Origin of the sequence: Aquimarina sp. MMG016 (assembly GCF_018100805.1) — a bacterium.
Classification (GTDB): Bacteria; Bacteroidota; Bacteroidia; order Flavobacteriales; family Flavobacteriaceae; genus Aquimarina.
In genome coordinates this window covers 460,524-477,692 of sequence record NZ_JAGJEA010000001.1, presented here as the reverse complement: position 1 = coordinate 477,692, position 17,169 = coordinate 460,524, and the positions used below count along the sequence as shown (strand labels likewise).

13 protein-coding genes are annotated in these 17,169 nt (G+C 34.4%); 6 read left to right on the top strand and 7 right to left on the bottom strand.

Translation table 11 applies throughout. The features are described from left to right. Positions 1–146: 146 nt before the first annotated feature. Together J8M14_RS01960 and J8M14_RS01955 are read right to left on the bottom strand one after the other, a co-directional pair. Positions 147–1,085, bottom strand: coding sequence for a GYDIA family GHMP kinase (locus J8M14_RS01960; protein WP_211072659.1), 939 nt, complete (start codon positions 1,083–1,085; stop codon positions 147–149). Further along, the gene (locus J8M14_RS01955) at positions 1,085–2,401 is read right to left on the bottom strand and encodes a hydroxymethylglutaryl-CoA reductase, degradative (protein ID WP_211072658.1); all 1,317 of its coding nucleotides are present in this window, start codon (positions 2,399–2,401) and stop codon (positions 1,085–1,087) included. Before J8M14_RS01955 ends, J8M14_RS01960 begins: the two co-directional genes overlap by 1 nt. 340 nt (positions 2,402–2,741) lie before the next feature. Between J8M14_RS01955 and J8M14_RS01950 the strand changes: the two genes are divergently transcribed. The 5 genes from J8M14_RS01950 to J8M14_RS01930 all read left to right on the top strand — a co-directional run bounded on the left by J8M14_RS01950 (position 2,742) and on the right by J8M14_RS01930 (position 10,339). Further along, complete coding sequence (locus tag J8M14_RS01950; protein WP_211072657.1) at positions 2,742–4,904, top strand: S9 family peptidase; 2,163 nt, start codon at positions 2,742–2,744, stop codon at positions 4,902–4,904. 40 nt (positions 4,905–4,944) lie between these two features. Continuing rightward, positions 4,945–6,534, top strand: coding sequence for a peptide MFS transporter (locus tag J8M14_RS01945; RefSeq protein ID WP_211072656.1), 1,590 nt, complete (start codon positions 4,945–4,947; stop codon positions 6,532–6,534). Between the two features lie 99 nt (positions 6,535–6,633). Continuing rightward, positions 6,634–7,173: a thioredoxin fold domain-containing protein gene (locus J8M14_RS01940; protein WP_211072655.1), complete on the top strand. Its 540-nt coding sequence runs from the start codon at positions 6,634–6,636 to the stop codon at positions 7,171–7,173. Positions 7,174–7,327: 154 nt separating this feature from the next. Continuing rightward, positions 7,328–8,773 carry an amidohydrolase gene (locus J8M14_RS01935; protein WP_211072654.1) on the top strand — a complete coding sequence of 482 codons (1,446 nt, stop codon included), beginning with the start codon at positions 7,328–7,330 and terminating at the stop codon, positions 8,771–8,773. Between the two features lie 270 nt (positions 8,774–9,043). Next, on the top strand, positions 9,044–10,339 hold the full coding sequence (locus J8M14_RS01930) for a serine hydrolase domain-containing protein (protein ID WP_211072653.1): 1,296 nt from the start codon (positions 9,044–9,046) through the stop codon (positions 10,337–10,339). Between the two features lie 82 nt (positions 10,340–10,421). Here J8M14_RS01930 and J8M14_RS01925 read toward each other — a convergent pair whose 3' ends face one another. Then, positions 10,422–11,276 (bottom strand): M57 family metalloprotease, encoded by an 855-nt coding sequence (locus J8M14_RS01925; protein WP_211072652.1) that lies wholly within the window; start codon positions 11,274–11,276, stop codon positions 10,422–10,424. A 932-nt stretch (positions 11,277–12,208) separates the two neighbouring features. On the opposite strand from J8M14_RS01925, the gene J8M14_RS01920 reads away from it, so the two are divergent. Next, positions 12,209–12,775, top strand: coding sequence for a peroxidase-related enzyme (locus J8M14_RS01920; protein WP_211072651.1), 567 nt, complete (start codon positions 12,209–12,211; stop codon positions 12,773–12,775). 16 nt (positions 12,776–12,791) lie between these two features. Here the strand turns inward: J8M14_RS01920 and J8M14_RS01915 are convergent, their stop codons facing one another. The 4 genes from J8M14_RS01915 to lpxB all read right to left on the bottom strand — a co-directional run bounded on the left by J8M14_RS01915 (position 12,792) and on the right by lpxB (position 17,164). Next, positions 12,792–14,837, bottom strand: coding sequence for a ComEC/Rec2 family competence protein (locus J8M14_RS01915; RefSeq protein WP_211072650.1), 2,046 nt, complete (start codon positions 14,835–14,837; stop codon positions 12,792–12,794). Positions 14,838–14,880: 43 nt separating this feature from the next. Then, complete coding sequence (locus J8M14_RS01910; protein ID WP_211072649.1) at positions 14,881–15,429, bottom strand: hypothetical protein; 549 nt, start codon at positions 15,427–15,429, stop codon at positions 14,881–14,883. 99 nt (positions 15,430–15,528) lie between these two features. After that, positions 15,529–16,041: a C40 family peptidase gene (locus J8M14_RS01905; protein ID WP_211072648.1), complete on the bottom strand. Its 513-nt coding sequence runs from the start codon at positions 16,039–16,041 to the stop codon at positions 15,529–15,531. Positions 16,042–16,054: 13 nt separating this feature from the next. Next, positions 16,055–17,164 (bottom strand): lipid-A-disaccharide synthase, encoded by a 1,110-nt coding sequence (gene lpxB, locus J8M14_RS01900; RefSeq protein ID WP_211072647.1) that lies wholly within the window; start codon positions 17,162–17,164, stop codon positions 16,055–16,057. Positions 17,165–17,169 lie beyond the last annotated feature (5 nt).

The following is a 17,169-nucleotide window of genomic DNA, read 5'->3' as shown; positions in this document are numbered from 1 at the left end:
ATATTTAATACCTTTTTTAAATATGAAAATTAAACTATTATTGAACCTTCCTCAACATAAAATTTAAAAAATCACGAAAAATTACAATTAATTTTAAGTAAATATTTTTCGTTTATTTATTTTTTTCTTTTAAGGGTAAAAAATCTTTATGATAAAGCCATTTCGTTGTATGGAATGATTGTATCATAACCCTTTTTTCTAAAATATTCCATATCGGATAACGAGCCTGTTGCTAAAACAAAATCACCTCCCCACCCACCAAGGCTTTTAATGCTGCCTGAATAATCAGAAAATAAAATTGATTTTACAGTAGGTGTTTTAATGATTTTAGAAATAATTTCTTCGTGTTGATTGATTAGTTTCTCAAATTCATCAAGAGTCTCACAATTTAGTACACTTTGAGTAATTTCATTAGCTGTAGCTTCGGCTTTATCATATTCTTTTAGAGGAAGAGATTGATAATGTTTTATAGAGGCTTTACTGTCCTGCTTTTGATTTAAATAAATAAAAAAAATATTTTTCTTAAAAGGAGGGTCAAAAGAAACTTCTTTTATTATGGGTTGATCGCCACTACGTGTAAATAATATAGGTGTATCATGTTTAGCGCAAGCAATATCATAACCGCTACCTCCAAAGCTATTTTCTAATAATGTAAAAGGATTGACTTTAGCCCATTGGGCTATATTATTGATCAGGGTAGATGAGGAGCCTAACCCCCATTCGCGATGAAACTCTAATCGGGTCTCTATATTGTATCCTTTTTGATCCGCTAAAAAATTAGGATTTAGTTCTTTAGCAGCATTTAGAATTGAAACTAAGGTTTCTGTTATGCCAGGTGAACTCAGGGCATTGTTGTCATGATCCTGAGCTTGTTTAAGAATACCATCTTCTAAAATGAAGTTAGTTTTAAACCAACAATTCCCTTGTTCATCATAACTTTTCCAATTAATGGTATCTAAGTCGTTTTTTTCGATTAACAACCATTGTCCTTTTTTAGTAGGAATTGCAAGTGCATTGGTGCCGTCTAATACTAGATACTCAGCAGTGAGTAAAAGTTTACCGTGACTATAGAAAGATTTTTGCATTATTGTCTCAATTTCTCAATCTGAGTGACTACCTCACTATGAGTAACGGTGTTGGTTTTGAAATATTCTATTAGTTGTTTCTTTTCGTTGACTGTTGCATCAAATTGGTTTAGAATATTCATCAGATGCATTTTCATATGCCCCTGTTGAATTCCTGTTGTGATTAATGAATTAATTGCCGCAAAGTTCTGTGCAAGTCCGGCGACAGCAGTAATTTCCATTAATTTTCTAGCATTAGGCTTGCCTAAAAGTTGTAACGCCAATTTCACTAATGGATGTAAAGATGTTAACCCACCAACTGTTCCTAATGCTAATGGAATTTCAATAGAGAACGTAAATATATCATCTTTGATATCTGCGTGGGTAAGACTGCTATATCTTCCATTTTTTGATGCATACGCATGTGCGCCGGCTTCAATAGCTCTAAAATCATTTCCTGTTGCCAAAACTACAGCATCAATACCATTCATAATCCCTTTATTATGTGTTACTGCACGATAAGGTTCTGTTTCTGCGATACGGATAGCCCTGACAAATTTTTCCGCATATTCTAATGACGAAAGTTGAGCGCTATTAGGTAATTCGTCCACTTTACAAGAAACTGAAGCACTCACTAAACATTGAGGGACATAGTTAGATAGAATACTCATAATGATCTCTATTTCCTTTTCAGTATCAGAAAAGGAGTCGTAGTCTTTTGCTTCAGTTGTCAAAGTCTTTGCAAATTGTTCTAAACACGAATTGATAAAATTCGCTCCCATGGCATCTACCGTTTCAAAACTGCAATGTAATTGATAGTACCCTTCGATTTCATCCGTTTTATTTCGTAACTCAATATTGGTAATACCACCACCACGTTTCTCCATGTTTTTGGTGATATGTTTTACCTGTTCAATGAATTTCGGTTTAACCGAAATAAAGAATTGTTCTAGTTTTTTAGAATCTCCTTTATAGGTAAAATGTACCTGTCCTATCTTGGTGGTTGATAATACTTCGGCTTTAAATCCTCCTCTGTTTTGCCAAAATTTTGCAGCTTTACTGGCAGCAGCTACTACAGAACTTTCTTCGATAGCCATCGGGATGGTGTATCGTTTATCATTAATCAGGAAGTTAGGTGCAACTGAAAATGGTAAATAGTAATTAGAGATAGTATTCTCGGTAAACTCATCGTGGAGTCTCTGTAATTTTTTGTCCGAGTTCCAATATGTTTCTAAAATACTGATAGCATTATTATCATTACTAAAATGATGTTCTGCTAACCACTTAATTTTATCATCCTTAGAAAGCTTAGAAAACCCTGAAACTATTGGAGCCATTTTGTTAATTCATTTAATGCGCTTCAAAGATACTATTCTGTTTTGTGATATACATCATGCATTGCTTTCTGTAAAAGTGAAGTAACATTTTGATTTCTAGATTCTTTAATGTTTTGTTGTTAATATGTTAAAAATAATTGTTTTCATACTCCTGTTTTTATGGTATTTAACATCAATTGTTGTATTTTTCGCAGATTTTTTAGTATTCTTGGCGCTAACATTTTATAAGAATTACACGAAATGAGTTATGAAATTAGGGTTTGAAAGACTTGTATGAGTATTAGCGAATTTCACCTGCCTGCTGGCAAAGGCAGGTTTAACTTTTGAAAAATTAAAATATATGAAGGTAACTAGATTGTTTTTGGGAATTATCTTTTTCATAGGAGTAGGGATCTATGCTCAGGATAAACAATTTACTTTAGAAGAAATATGGGGAGGAGCATTTAGAACTGAAGGTTTTCAGTCGCTTCATTCTATGAAAAACGGAAAACAATATTCTGTTTTAGAACAAGGAGAGCATTCTACCATAGAAGTATATGATTATGCAACCGGGAGTAAAGTAAATACATTAGTTAACACTTCCCATTTAGATGGTTTAAAATCATTTCAGGCATATACTTTTAGTAAAGATGAGAATAGAGTGCTGTTGGCAAGCGAAGTAGAAAAGATATTCCGCCGTTCCACACGAGCAATCTACCATATTTTTGATATACCATCTCAAACAATTTTTAAGATTAGTGATAAAAAAATTCAATCACCAATGCTATCTCCTAATGGGAACAAGGTGGCTTATGTATTGGATAATAACTTATATATGTTGGATTTCACCACTGGACAAGAAGTGCAACTTACAGATGATGGAAAGAAAAACGAAATCATTAACGGAATTACTGATTGGGTATATGAAGAAGAATTTGCTTTTGTAAGAGCTTTTGACTGGAGCGCTGATAGCAATAAGATTGCTTTTATTCGTTTTGATGAAAAAGAAGTGCCTGAATTCTCAATGGATGTATATGGTACGGATTTATATCAACGACAAGAAGTATTTAAGTATCCAAAAGCGGGAGAAAAGAATTCTAAGGTTTCTCTTTTTGTAGCAGATCTATCTGCAATGGCTTTGGATGAGATCAAACTTGGTGATTATAAAGATTTTTATATCCCTAGAATCAAATGGACAACTAATCCGGATGTTTTGAGTGTACAGGTAATGAACCGTCATCAGAATAATCTGGATTTAATTTTTGTGGATGCTAAGACCAAAGCACCTAAAGTAGTACTTAACGAAAAAGATGAAGCCTATATTGATATCACAGATAACTTAACGTTTTTAGATGATAATAGTTTTATCTGGACCAGTGAAAAAGATGGATATAACCATGTGTATCATTATAAGGAAACAGGGGAGTTCATAAATCAAGTGACTAAAGGGGCTTGGGAAGTAACCTCATACTATGGGTATGATAGTAAGAATAAGAAAATATTCTATCAAGGTGTAGAGAACGGAAATATCAATCGTGATATTTACTCTATTACTCTTGATGGAAAGGATAAAAAACGATTAAGTACTAAAGAAGGATTCAATACTGCAGAGTTTAGTGCAGATTTTTCTCTATACATAAATAATTTTTCAAGTGCTACTACACCAAGAGAGTATACATTAAACAAAGCAGAAACAGGAGAAGTAGTTCGTGAAATCAAAAATAATAAGGCGATACTTGATAAGTTAGGGCAATATGATGTTCGTTCAAAAGAATTCTCTACGATAGAAGTTAATGGAGAAACATTGAATATGTGGATGATTAAGCCAAAAGATTTTGATCCCAAGAAAAAGTATCCATTGTTTATGTATCAGTATTCCGGACCAGGCTCTCAGATGGTTAGAAATTCGTGGCATAATCCTAATGATTACTGGTATATGATGCTTGCTCAGCAGGGATATATTGTGGCATGTGTAGATGGTAAAGGAACAGGGCTAAAAGGTGCTAAGTTTAAGAAAGCTACACAGAATGATTTAGGTAATCTGGAAGTTCAGGATCAGATTGCAGCTGCTAAACAGTTAGGAGCTTTAGAATATGTTGATGCATCAAGAATCGGAATCTGGGGATGGAGTTATGGAGGCTTTATGTCTAGTAACTGCTTATTTAAAGCTCCGGATACCTTTAAAATGGCAATTGCCGTGGCTCCGGTAACGAGCTGGAGATTTTATGATACCATATATACTGAACGATATTTGATGACTCCACAGGAGAATGCAAAAGGTTATGATGATAATTCACCGATCAATTTTGTTAACGGATTAAAAGGCAAGTTTCTTTTAGTTCATGGTAGTGCAGATGATAATGTACATGTACAGAATACCATGCGATTGGTAGAAGCATTAGTGCAAGCCAATAAGGATTTTGATTGGGCAGTATACCCTGACAAAAATCATGGGATTTATGGTGGTAAGACAAGGTTGCATCTGTATAATAAGATGACCAACTTTATTAAAGAGAACTTATAATTAAACAACTTTATAAATTTTACTAACTTAATTTTTTTATATGGAATTCAAATTTGGAGGTTCAGAAATAAACCAAAGAACCGTTTTAGGACATCCTTCAGGGCTTTTTGTTCTCTTTTTTACAGAAATGTGGGAACGTTTTTCTTACTATGGAATGCGTGCTTTGCTTGTTTTATTTCTTGTGGCTTCTATTGTAGATGGTGGCTGGGGATGGGAGCGAGATAATGCTTTATTGCTTTATGGATGGTATACTGGATTAGTATATATTACTCCAATTTTTGGTGGTTTGATTGCAGATAAAATAATGGGTTATAGAAATGCTGTGGTTTTAGGAGCATTATTAATGACTTTGGGACATGCATCTATGGCGTTTGAGGTTACCGCTGACTTTTTCTTTTTTGTTGGATTAGGATTATTGATTATAGGTAATGGGCTTTTTAAACCAAATATCTCTTCAATGGTAGGTCAATTATATAAAACTCAGGGGAAGGAAAAAGATGCAGGGTATACTATATTTTATATGGGTATTAATGCTGGGGCTTTCTTAGGAATTCTTTTATGTGGATATATAGGAGAAAAAATTGGATGGCACTACGGATTTGGGTTAGCAGGAATTTTTATGTTCTTCGGTATGTTACAATTCTATTTTGCACAAAAAATATTTGCTAAAATTGGTCTTTCGCCAAAGAAAATGGAAGACTTGGATGATGTAATAGAAGATTCTATAGAAGATGCTCAAGATGCGATTGAAGAGGTGGTTGATGAATCTAAAAAATCGAAAGTAGTCAGAGATAGACTAATTGTAATTGGTGTTTTCTCATTCTTTGTAATATTTTTTTGGTGGGCGTTCGAGCAGGCAGGAGGTTCTATGACTATTTTTGCTTCAGATTATACAAACAGAGTTCTTGAAGGTGATGGCGCAATGATCTTTAAGATTTCTAATGCTGTATTAACTGTAGTGCCGATGTTAATAATCACTTGGGTATTAATGTTGTTATTCAAACAAACATTTGGCAAGTACTCTTTATCAAACATTTTATTGGGAACAAGTTTTGCAATTATCTGGGGAATTGTGATATGGATGCTACAAAGGGAGTTTGCTGATGATAAAACGGAGGTAGCTGCTTCTTGGTTCGGAATCCTGAATTCATTCTTTATTATAACATTTGCGCCACTTTTTTCTAAAATATGGCAAAGTAAATATAATCCAACAGGTCCTGTAAAGTTTGCAATTGGATTAATGCTTTTAGGTTTAGGTTTTGGAATATTGGCTTTTGGTTCTATGGGAATACCATTAGGAGCTAAAACTGCATCTGTAAGCATGATTTTCTTAATTTTAGCCTATTTATTTCATACGTTGGGTGAACTTTGTATATCACCAGTAGGTTTATCGTATGTTAGTAAATTAGCACCTATTAAGCTTGTTGGTTTTATGTTTGGTATTTGGTTTGTAGCTAATTTTATCGCTAATTTAATGGCAGGTGTAACAGGTAGTTTTATTGATCCTATTGTAGAAGAATATGGAATGAGCATTTTCTTCTTAATGTTTACTGTGATTCCTGCAGGAGCTGGAGTTATAATGTTAATTCTTAATAAAACATTATTAAGAATGATGCATGGTATTAGATAAATAAAATAATATATAACTTTACTCGTTCCCCAAAACGAGTAAAGTTATTTTAAATAAGGAACGGTTTTTGTTTCCGACTCATAGATAAAACTTAAAAAAATGAAGAACCTACTTTTAACTTTTGGACTTCTGATGTGTTTTTTTGCCCAGGCACAGGAGATCAAATGGATGACAATGAATGAGGCTTTAGAAGCTCAGCAAAAGGAGCCAAAGAAGATTTTTATGGATGTATATACTGATTGGTGTGGTCCATGTAAATTGTTGGATAAAAGAACTTTTCATAATAAAGACGTGGTGGAGTTTGTGAATAAACACTACTATGCTGTAAAGTTTAATGCAGAAGGGACAGAAGAGATTAGATATAATAATTTTACCTATACCAATCCTAATCATAATCCAAACCGAAAAGGTAGAAACAGTCAACACTTTTTTGCTAACGCATTAAAAATTACGGGATATCCTAGTCTTGTTTTTTTTGATGAAAATGGTAAGTTGATTACTCCTGTGGTGGGTTTTAAAACTCCAAAACAATTGGAGATTTATCTAAAAATGGTTCAGAATAATGATTATAAAAAGCTAACCACAGCAGAAGCTTGGCAGGACTATGAAAAATCTTTTGTAGGCACATTTTCAAATTAATCTTAATTATCTTTTAAAATATAGAAACTCTCTTTTAATGATCTGATTAAAAGGGAGTTTTTAGTTTTGGTAAAAGGTAATAAATAGACAACTATTCTTGTTACCCAGAATTATTTAGTATCTTCAAACTACACAATTCACAATCTTCTTAATTATGATACGATCAAGTATTTTACTCATTAGTTTTCTAATGAGTCTTAGTCTTACCGCTCAGAAAAGACCTAAAATTGGTATCAATAAAAAAGCGGTAATAGCTGCTGTAGAAAAACAACAGGAAAAAATGATCACCATGAGTGATCAGATTTGGGCACTGGCAGAAATGGCTTTCGAAGAAAAAGAATCTTCCAAAATATTAGCCGATTATGCAGAATCACAAGGCTTTATTGTAGAAAGGGCAGTAGCGGGAATGCCAACAGCTTTTGTAGCAACTTATGGTAGTGGTAAACCTGTGATTGGAGTCTTAGGAGAATTTGATGCTCTACCGGGAATTTCACAAAAGGCAACCTCTGCTAAGGAACCTTTAAAAAAAGGAGCAGGAGGCCATGGATGTGGGCATAATTTATTTGGAGTAGGTAGCCTGGCAGCTGCAGTAGCTATAAAAGATCTTATTGCTGCTGGTAAGTTAAAAGGAACTATAAAATTCTATGGAACTCCGGCAGAGGAGAAGTTCTTCGGAAAATTATTTATGGCTCGCGAAGGGTTGTTTAATGATCTTGATGTGTGTTTAGACTGGCATCCTAGTGATGAAATCAAGGCTAATGTCCAGAGTGGATTGGCTTTAGTAGATTTCATAGTAGAATTTAATGGTCAAGCAGCGCATGCAGCTGGTGATCCATGGAATGGGCGTAGTGCTGTAGATGCTTTAGAATTGTATACTACTGGAATCAATTACTTAAGAGAACATATCAAACCAAGTGTGAGAATACATTATCACATTCAGCATGGAGGAGATGTAGTTAATGTAGTACCGGATTATGCTAAACTATGGGTTAGGGTAAGGGATACCAAAAGAGAAGATATGCAGCAGGTCTGGAAACGAGTTGAGAAAATGGCTGAGGGAGCTGCGATAATGGCTAATGTAGATTATAAAATTTCATTGGTATCGGGATTACACGAAGTATTAGTAAATCGAACTGGAGGGGCAGCTCTGCAAAAGAATCTAGAATATCTGGGTGACATTACCTATACTGATAAAGAGCTTGCCTTTGCTCATGGCATTCAGGAAGTCACAGGTAAGCCTAAAGAAGGTATAGATGCCAAAGTTCGACCCATGGAAGAAACCAAAGAACATCCTGGAGGAGGATCCACAGATGTTGGGGATGTAAGTTGGCTGGTTCCCGAAATACGTTTAGGAGTGACTACTGCACCAAAAGGTACACCCTGGCATTCATGGGCTGTAGTAGCTTGTGGTGGAATGTCGATAGGTCATAAAGGTATGGTTCATGCCGCAAAGGCTTTGTCAATGACTATGGTAGACCTCTATGAAAATCAAAAGCTAATACAAAATATCCAAATTGAATTCAAAGAGCGAAAAGGCGATTATCAATATAAAGCAATACTACCTGAAGGCCCTCCACCAATTCCTATAGGATCAAATTAAGGAAATAAACCTAGCAAAATTAAGATGTTTATTTAGGTTGAAATCACATTTTTAAGGGTTAATCGGTAATATTTGTGAGAATTTACTTTAAAATTATAGGTCTTTTCTTATAATTGTTATATTAGCATACAATTAATGTAGCGTATGTGCGTTACTGTTACGTAAACCAAAAAATAAGTACCCAAATCTGATTCAAAAGCTGTATTGCTTTGAAAATGTATTTGTTATATAGACAAAGTTTAAGATACTGTTTTGAATCGTTACTTAATTATGAGAAAACTTCTAGTCATAGCTGTCCCCTCTATGTTGTTGTTTGTTTTGCTAATATCTTTTATATCTGCAAATCATTCTGAATCTGAACCAATAGCTAGCATGCCACAGCAGATACAACAACCTACTGTACCCGAGATAACCATTCATAAGCCAGATCCTTATAAAATACTTTTAGCAGAAGCTATAGAAAAGTATTTTCAAAAAGCATTGGATAAAAATCAAATTGTTGGAGCTTCCGTTGCTATCGTTAAATGTGACTCTATTATATATGTAGATGGTTTCGGTAATAAGGATACCAAGTTGAAAGATCAGATTGATAAGAATACCATATTTAGAATAGGGTCAGTATCTAAAGGATTTGGTGGTATACTCACAGGTATCCATGTAGAAGATGGATTGATACATTGGGGAGATAAAATTATTGATCATATTCCTAATTTTCAGTTAGCAAGTAAAAAACAAACAGGAGATGTTACCATATCTAATGTGCTATCTCATACTTCGGGATTACCGTATCATAGTTTTACCAACTTGGTAGAAGATGGATTGTCGCTAACTACTATAGCAGGACGTTTTAGAGAAGTATTACCAATACAAAATCCGGGTTCGATTTATAACTATCAGAATGCTGCTTTTGCACTAAGTGGAGAAGTTATTGAACGAATTACAGGAAAACCGATGAGAGAAGTGATCAAGGAAAGAATTTTTGATCCATTACAGATGAGTACTGCATCTGCTAGTTATGAAGAGTTAGGGTTATCAGATAATGTAGCGATGCCTCATCAACGATTATATGGCAGATGGAGAACATTGCCTATTAATAAAAAGTATTATAATGCCGTTGCCGCAGGAGGAGTGAACGCCAGTGCAACTGATATGGCCAAGTGGATGAAATTCTTATTAGGTCATAATCCCGAAGTGCTAAGTGCTAAAGGAATACAGGAAGTTTTTAACCCACAAATCCAAGTAGGAGGTAGAAGGCAATATTATCAACGTTGGCCAGGTTATGTGAGCTCGCATTATGCACACGGATGGCGTATTCATAAATTTAGAGATGATCTTTCAGGAGAGCTTAATACTGTGATACATCATGGAGGACATGTGAACAATTATAGAAGTGAAGTTGCTGTTTTTCCTAATGAGGATTTAGGGATATGTATTCTTTTTAATAGCCCTACCAAATTAGCACGAGTAGTAATCCCAGAGATCCATCAAATTATAAAAGATGTTATGGATGAAGTGGAACACGTAGAATATGTTGCAGAAGATCTACAGGCTATCAACTTTTTTTAAAAGCATGAAACTATAAATCATAAGACTCCCTTTTCAGTATTTGCGTGAAAAGGGAGTTTCTTTTTGTGTAATACATATATTGTTAGTATAATATATTCAGTGCGTCTTTGTCAGAATTGGTGAACTCACCATCTTCGTTAGGTGTAAAACAACTTAGCATGATAGAATCTGCATATGGAGACCAGGGTGTTCCAGGTATCCAGATTGCTGCTGGGTTAACAGAGGGTTCAGCAGGAAGAGGGCCGTTATAACCACAGCTCCAACGATTATACCAATCCTGATGTCTAAACCCTACAGAATGCCCAATTTCATGTCCCATTACATGCTCAATCACATTAAGACTGTATGCAGGAACATCAAGCCCGGTATTGATACGAACATACCTGTTTGGCTTTCCATCAGCCGTTGGAAACCCTGCAGATCCTCCAGGACCTCCCGGAACTCGATAGACTACCATATCAGCTTGTGATTGATTAGTACCAAAGGTAAGTGTAAAATTAAGCGTATTAGGCAATGCATTATAATTGGCTACTGCCCAAATTAATGCGGTTCTCATTCTTGGAGTGAGTTCATATCCTGTACCTGTCCATCCTAGAATACGAATGTTTCTGTATCGTGGTGCCACGATATGATCAGAACGGTATTGCTTGCTATTAACCTCTAACGATCCCAGATCAAGATATTTATCCAAATCATTAACTGGTAAAGTAATATCTCCTGAAACGAGATACTTCTCTTTGGTTCCATCTGGCAAAGGAATTTCTTCGATGCTTACATCGTCAATATTAACCCCCATTTTAAATAATTTATCCAATTGCGCCTTACTAGGCTGTTGGATTGCCTCCTGCGGTTCTGCAACGGTAATATCTTCTTTCTGACAAGACACAATACATCCTGCAATTATAGCGCTAAGCGCTAGTAGTTTCAACTTTTTCATGTTGTTGTGGTTTTAAGAATACTAAATTCAGTTAGTGAAACTTCTTTTTGAGAACCCGCCCAAGGCGAGAACTCAAAAAAGATAGTTCATCCTAAAAACTAGTTTGTGATCACGTATATAGAAACAATAATTATTGGCGCCAGTGATCTGTTTCTTACCCCATAGATGGGTGATCTTTGTGATGCATTACTAATTTTTTGGGATACTGTATTGTGAGGGAATATCAACTAAAGCAAATCTATGCTGTTATTGATGTTGATGTCAAATATAGATTAGAAATGGTTTTTAGAAAAATAGTTTTTAGAAAATATAATTTTTCATCGTTATTAAAATACTGAAAATCAATTATTTAAATTTTAATACAGAGGGAAATGACTCTCAAAAAATAGTGTTTCAACTACAGGTTAAATAGTTAAAGACCTTAAAGAATGGGCTGGTGTTATCCGAGATGTTTCGACGGTAAAGCCATATAATCTCAGGACAAATATATGTACATGCGGAATTCTGGGTGGAGAGGAGACCTATGAGCTATATCTGTACGTTGTCTTAGTATCTACTGATGCTAATTGGTATGAGTTCTTGATATAACATAAATGTCAAATGTTTCATATAGAAAAACAGCTTTTTTGTGTAGTACATCTGGGTAAAAATTCTTTTTAACAAAATATCTGATATAAAAGGGAAAACACCCTAGTCAGGCTATTGATTTGTATCCCTGCTGCTCCTACCGTGTCCGATTGGGTGCTCCCGCCAGCCTCATTGCTAGTGAAGGTAAAGATATTGTCTTGTCCTAAAAAATGTGACATCAGTTAAAGAAATGGTCTTATCACAGAATATTTTCACATAATAAATATAAGATTCGGGTTTGATTTACTATGTAATTAAAAGATCATTTAGTATTTTTAAATATCCAACTTAAAACCTGTGTTTACATGAAAACGATATCTACCATCCTTGATGACGCTAAAACGACCCCAGAAGTTGAAACTACGTTTACAACGATACAAGAAGAACTAAACGCGCCTTTTGTTCCTAATTTTTTTAAGGTATGGGCTAGTGTTCCGGATACATTAAAAGGTATATTCCCTGTGATGCAACATATTCTAACAGAAGGAGTATTGGATCGTAAACTAAAGGAAATGATTATGATTGCGATCTCATCTTCTAGAGATTGTGTGTACTGTGAGATTGCACATCAAGTGTTTTGTAGTATGGCAGGTGGAGAAGAAGCGCAGATAGCATCTCTAAAAAAGAACGCAACTCTTCCTGAATCTGCGGATCCTATGGAGAAAGCCGCTATAGACTATGCGGTTCGATTGTCTAAAGACCCAAAATCCTCAAGTCAGAAAGATTTTGACCACTTAATGAAATTAGGATATAGTGAGCCACAAATTATGGAGATGATCGCCATGTCTGGGATGGGGGTTTTTTATAATCACCTGGCGGATGCTACAAAGATAAATATAGACGAAGAGTTTTCTGGCGTTACTACTGCTTAAGTTTTGTATATAACTATTATTTTAAAATATATGCTCCCTTTTTATCAGTGCGATGAAAAGGGATGTTTTTTTGTATGCAAGTCAGTTCCCATCGATGCATAAAACTTTTATAATTACTACCATCGGCAATGATCTGTTTAGGTTGTAAACTATTGATAACCCTATCCAGATGTATTTTTGGAGAGTTAGATAGTAAAATAATATCAGGCTTTAGTTTAGGAATGTTGTAGATACCAGAGCTGTCAATAATAAGGATATTTTTTTCTTTATATTGATAGCTATTCTTTAGGGGTTGGGTTGTTGTATACTCAGCGTTGTTTGTTATACAATATTCATCAAATAAGAAGTTTTTAGTTTTATCAGGAATGCTGTCTTTACTATAGATATTCAGTTTTTGGTTTTCTAGAACTCCTAAAGCGGTATTGCGCTGATGATGAAAAATGATAAGTTCTTCCGTTTTTTTATATTGATTTTTCTCATAAATTAAAATACAGAACAATAGTACAAAACCAAAGCCAATCTCATATAGTCTTTGGTAACTAAATTTCTTAATCGCTAGCATCGAAGTGATCAGTAAAAAGTACAAAAGCAAAAGTAAAATGCCGGAGAATGGGATTTTAGTAATTATAAAACTATTCTGATGGGCTACCCAGCCTACAATAGTATTCATTGTGTCAATAATGCTACCATAGGTTATTGCTAAAAAATCGGGTAATAATCCTAATGTAGCCCCAATAACAACGATAATTCCAATCCCCAGAATACCACCTAAAAATGGTATGATCAACAAATTAGATATAAAGAATAATATCGGAAATTGATGAAAATAGAATAAGGATAATGGTAATATTCCTAACTGCGCAGCTATGGTTACAGTAAATGTATCCCAAAGTTTCTTGTCTATGTAGCCTTTTGGCTCATAACGTTTTGCAAAAATAGGTTGTATCCAAATAATAGCAAATACGGCTAAATAACTCAATTGAAATCCAACCGAAAAAAGAAGTAAAGGATCCCAACATAGCAACAGAAACATAGATATAAGCAAGGCATTGTATGTGCTGGTTTTAGATCGGATATGCATCCCGATAGCAACAAAAGTAAACATGGTAACTGCTCTGAGTACCGAAGATGATAATCCAGCCATAAAGGCAAAACACCAAAGCAGGATAATGCTGAGGATTAATATAATAAGCTTTCCATGTTTTCTAAATCGCAACAGAGGTTTCAACAAGATGTTTAATAGGATCAAAAGAATTCCTACGTGTAATCCTGAAACAGCCAGGATGTGAATTGCTCCTGCATCACGATATTCGCTAAATGTTTCCTGGGAGAGATCTTGTCGTTGTCCAAGAATCAAAGCATTAATAATGGCTAGTTGCTCTGATGTAAAAGGATATTGCGAAAGCCTGTAATTAATATGTTTTCGTATTTGATCTGTAAGTCTATAAATCGATTTTTTGGGATTATGATGATCTATAAGTTTATCTGGTGTAATGGTTATTTGATGGAATATATATTGTGTACTCAGATATCTAGCATAATCGAATTGTTCTGGATTTAGTGGTTGGGGGATAGGCCTTAATTTTGTATATGAAGTATAAATTCCTCCGACATCCAGAATGTTTTGTGTGTTGTCTTTAGGGATTTGTAATAGTACATTGCCTTTAGTAATAGTGGAGTCTATAATGATAATAGAAACAACATATTTGTAATAGTATGCAGTAGGTTTTAATCTTTCTTTAATGTAAAATTGAATTCCTTTTTCTTTGACAAGATTTTCCTTTGTAAATAGATTGGTATAATGATTGGCATCATTTTTAGGGTTGTGAATTTGAACTAAAATAGCGCCAAAAGTGATAAATATCAATATGGTAGCCATACTAAAGGAAAATCCTTTACGGAATATTTTTTTAGAACGATACCAGAGTATACTTAAAAGTATAATAGCACTAAAAAAGGATATGAATAAAATATATATCTCGGTTGGAAAATAATAACCAAGTAATATACCAAGTAAAGTAGAAGCGACAATAATAAGAAATGGAATGTTAAGAAGTCTCATGAACTATAACTATTCATTTCTTTAAGGAATGTTTCGGAATCATTTATCTTACAGGTCTTCTTCCTCTTCGAGTTTGCCTCATTTCTCGGGATACAATATTTACTTTTCCAGTATCTATCTTGACAGTATAATCAGGGTTTGGACCATGTGGATCTACATCAAGAAGTTTATGTAAAGAAAAATTGGATGTTCTTCCAAAATTATATGTTTCCTGGTAACCTTCATGGGTTAATGCATCAATTCTTTTTCCATCATGACGTATAATCATTTCAAACTCTCCACCAATACCAGTTTCATTATCCGGACGAAGGAATTTTCTACTATATGGTTTCATACCTATAAGGCTTCCAAAATAGCTTGATGCAGGGGTATGATACCAGTTTTTATACCTTGGAGCTTCCTCCCAGAGGTTCCCTTTATTGTCTCTATATTTATTACTCACATAATGAGTTAAGGTGGTTACTTCTTTTTTTACGTTAAAATGATTTCTATTTAGATGATAATAAATAAACTGCTGCTCATCATATTCTTCCCCATTTACTTTGGCATCAATAACTTGTTTTACTGCTTCTGCATTTAATGGATATTCCATGAGTCTAATTTTTAATAAGATATCTCAAAGTTAAAGTTTTTTAAAACGATTTAACAATGGCTTTGAAAAAATAATTAAAAAAGAGAAGAGGGGACCCTTCTACAAAATTCTCCTAACTCCTGCAAAACACTTATTCCAATACTTTTCGTTAAGGCTGGAGATAGTAACTCCTTTTGAGGTTGAGGCGTGTATGAATTTAATTCCTTTGCCGGTATCAATGACTAACCCCACATGATTAATCACATTTTTACGCTTATTAGTTTTAAAAAATAATAAATCACCTATGGATACTTTTTTTAAGGAAATAGATTTACCCTGTGTAGACATCGCTTTGGAAGTTCTTGGGAGAATGACTTCCTCTTTTTTAAAAGAAGTATATACTAACCCCGAGCAATCCATACCTCTTTTAGTGGTTCCTCCATATTTATATCTAGTACCATTAAAAGTTTTTGCATAGCTTACAATGCTTTTGATTTTCTTTGGTGTTTTTCTAGATGATGCATAACTGGCATTACCAGTTTTGGATCTAGACGAGGTATTCTTACCTTTAGAACTACCACAGGAGTATAGTATGGCAGCAATTGAAATTAGTAGGAAAAGTGTTTTTTTCATTTTGGGGATGAATTTATTGTATTGTCTCTATAATTAGGCTGGCAGTTTTATCGCTGGCACCTTTGCCACCTAGCTTTTTTTCTAGATCGTAATAGTCCAAAAACATAACTGCACGTTTATAATCATCTATAATAATAGTTAATTCTTCTTTTAGTTTTTTAGTATTAAAATCGCTCTGAATTAATTCTGTAACCACAGGCTTATCCATAATTAGATTCACCAGTGAAATATATTTCAAGTTAATAATTCTTTTTGCAATTTGGTAAGAAATCCAATTTCCCTTGTAGCAAACTACTTCGGGTACTTTAAAAAGTGCGGTTTCCAGTGTGGCCGTACCAGATGTTACCAATGCAGCATTACTGAGGCTTAAAAGATCATAAGTTTGATTCATGACCAGATGCACACCTTCTTTTTTGATAAAAGGAGCATAAAACGAAGCATCCTGACTTGGCGCTCCCGCAATAATAAATTGGTAGTCCGGAAAATCATCTACTACACTGAGCATAACCTCCAGCATTTTCTTTATTTCTTGTTTTCTGCTTCCTGGAAGTATAGAAATAATCGGACGGTCATCAAGGTTATGTTGTTCCTTAAAGGTTTCAGGCATGATCTGCTTATGATCAGAAATTGCATCAATAAGAGGATGTCCAACAAATTCTACCGGATATTCATAAGTTTCATAAAAATCTTTTACAAATGGCAGAACGACATACATTCTATCAATAGTAGCTTTGATAGTTTTTATGCGTCCCGCTCTCGATGCCCAGATTTGAGGACTGATATAATAATGCGTATTAAAGCCTTTAGGTTTTGCCCATTTTGCTATACGCAGATTGAAACCTGAGTTATCAATAAAAATAAGGGCGTCAGGTTGATATTGTTCGATATCCTTTTTACAATGCTTAATTAACCCAAGTATTTTAAAAAGATTCTGTAGAATTTCTACAAACCCCATAAAGGCTCGATCTTTATAGTGAACAACTATGGTTCCTCCGACTGCTTGCATCAAATCACCACCCCAGAACCTTATATCTGCTTCGGGGTCTTTTTTGAGGATGGATTTCATAAGATTGGCGCCATGTAAATCCCCTGATGCTTCACCTGCAATAAGATAATATTTCATGTAAC

Bases quoted from the DNA above. Each gene is read 5' to 3' on its own strand.
- J8M14_RS01920 (WP_211072651.1), top strand. From the start codon at position 12,209: ATGAAAACGATATCTACCATCCTTGATGACGCTAAAACGACCCCAGAA.
- J8M14_RS01950 (WP_211072657.1), top strand. From the start codon at position 2,742: ATGAAGGTAACTAGATTGTTTTTGGGAATTATCTTTTTCATAGGAGTA.
- J8M14_RS01960 (WP_211072659.1), bottom strand. From the start codon at position 1,085: ATGCAAAAATCTTTCTATAGTCACGGTAAACTTTTACTCACTGCTGAG.
- J8M14_RS01955 (WP_211072658.1), bottom strand. From the start codon at position 2,401: ATGGCTCCAATAGTTTCAGGGTTTTCTAAGCTTTCTAAGGATGATAAA.
- J8M14_RS01935 (WP_211072654.1), top strand. From the start codon at position 7,328: ATGATACGATCAAGTATTTTACTCATTAGTTTTCTAATGAGTCTTAGT.
- J8M14_RS01945 (WP_211072656.1), top strand. From the start codon at position 4,945: ATGGAATTCAAATTTGGAGGTTCAGAAATAAACCAAAGAACCGTTTTA.
- lpxB (WP_211072647.1), bottom strand. From the start codon at position 17,164: ATGAAATATTATCTTATTGCAGGTGAAGCATCAGGGGATTTACATGGC.
- J8M14_RS01925 (WP_211072652.1), bottom strand. From the start codon at position 11,276: ATGAAAAAGTTGAAACTACTAGCGCTTAGCGCTATAATTGCAGGATGT.
- J8M14_RS01915 (WP_211072650.1), bottom strand. From the start codon at position 14,837: ATGAGACTTCTTAACATTCCATTTCTTATTATTGTCGCTTCTACTTTA.
- J8M14_RS01930 (WP_211072653.1), top strand. From the start codon at position 9,044: ATGAGAAAACTTCTAGTCATAGCTGTCCCCTCTATGTTGTTGTTTGTT.
- J8M14_RS01910 (WP_211072649.1), bottom strand. From the start codon at position 15,429: ATGGAATATCCATTAAATGCAGAAGCAGTAAAACAAGTTATTGATGCC.
- J8M14_RS01905 (WP_211072648.1), bottom strand. From the start codon at position 16,041: ATGAAAAAAACACTTTTCCTACTAATTTCAATTGCTGCCATACTATAC.
- J8M14_RS01940 (WP_211072655.1), top strand. From the start codon at position 6,634: ATGAAGAACCTACTTTTAACTTTTGGACTTCTGATGTGTTTTTTTGCC.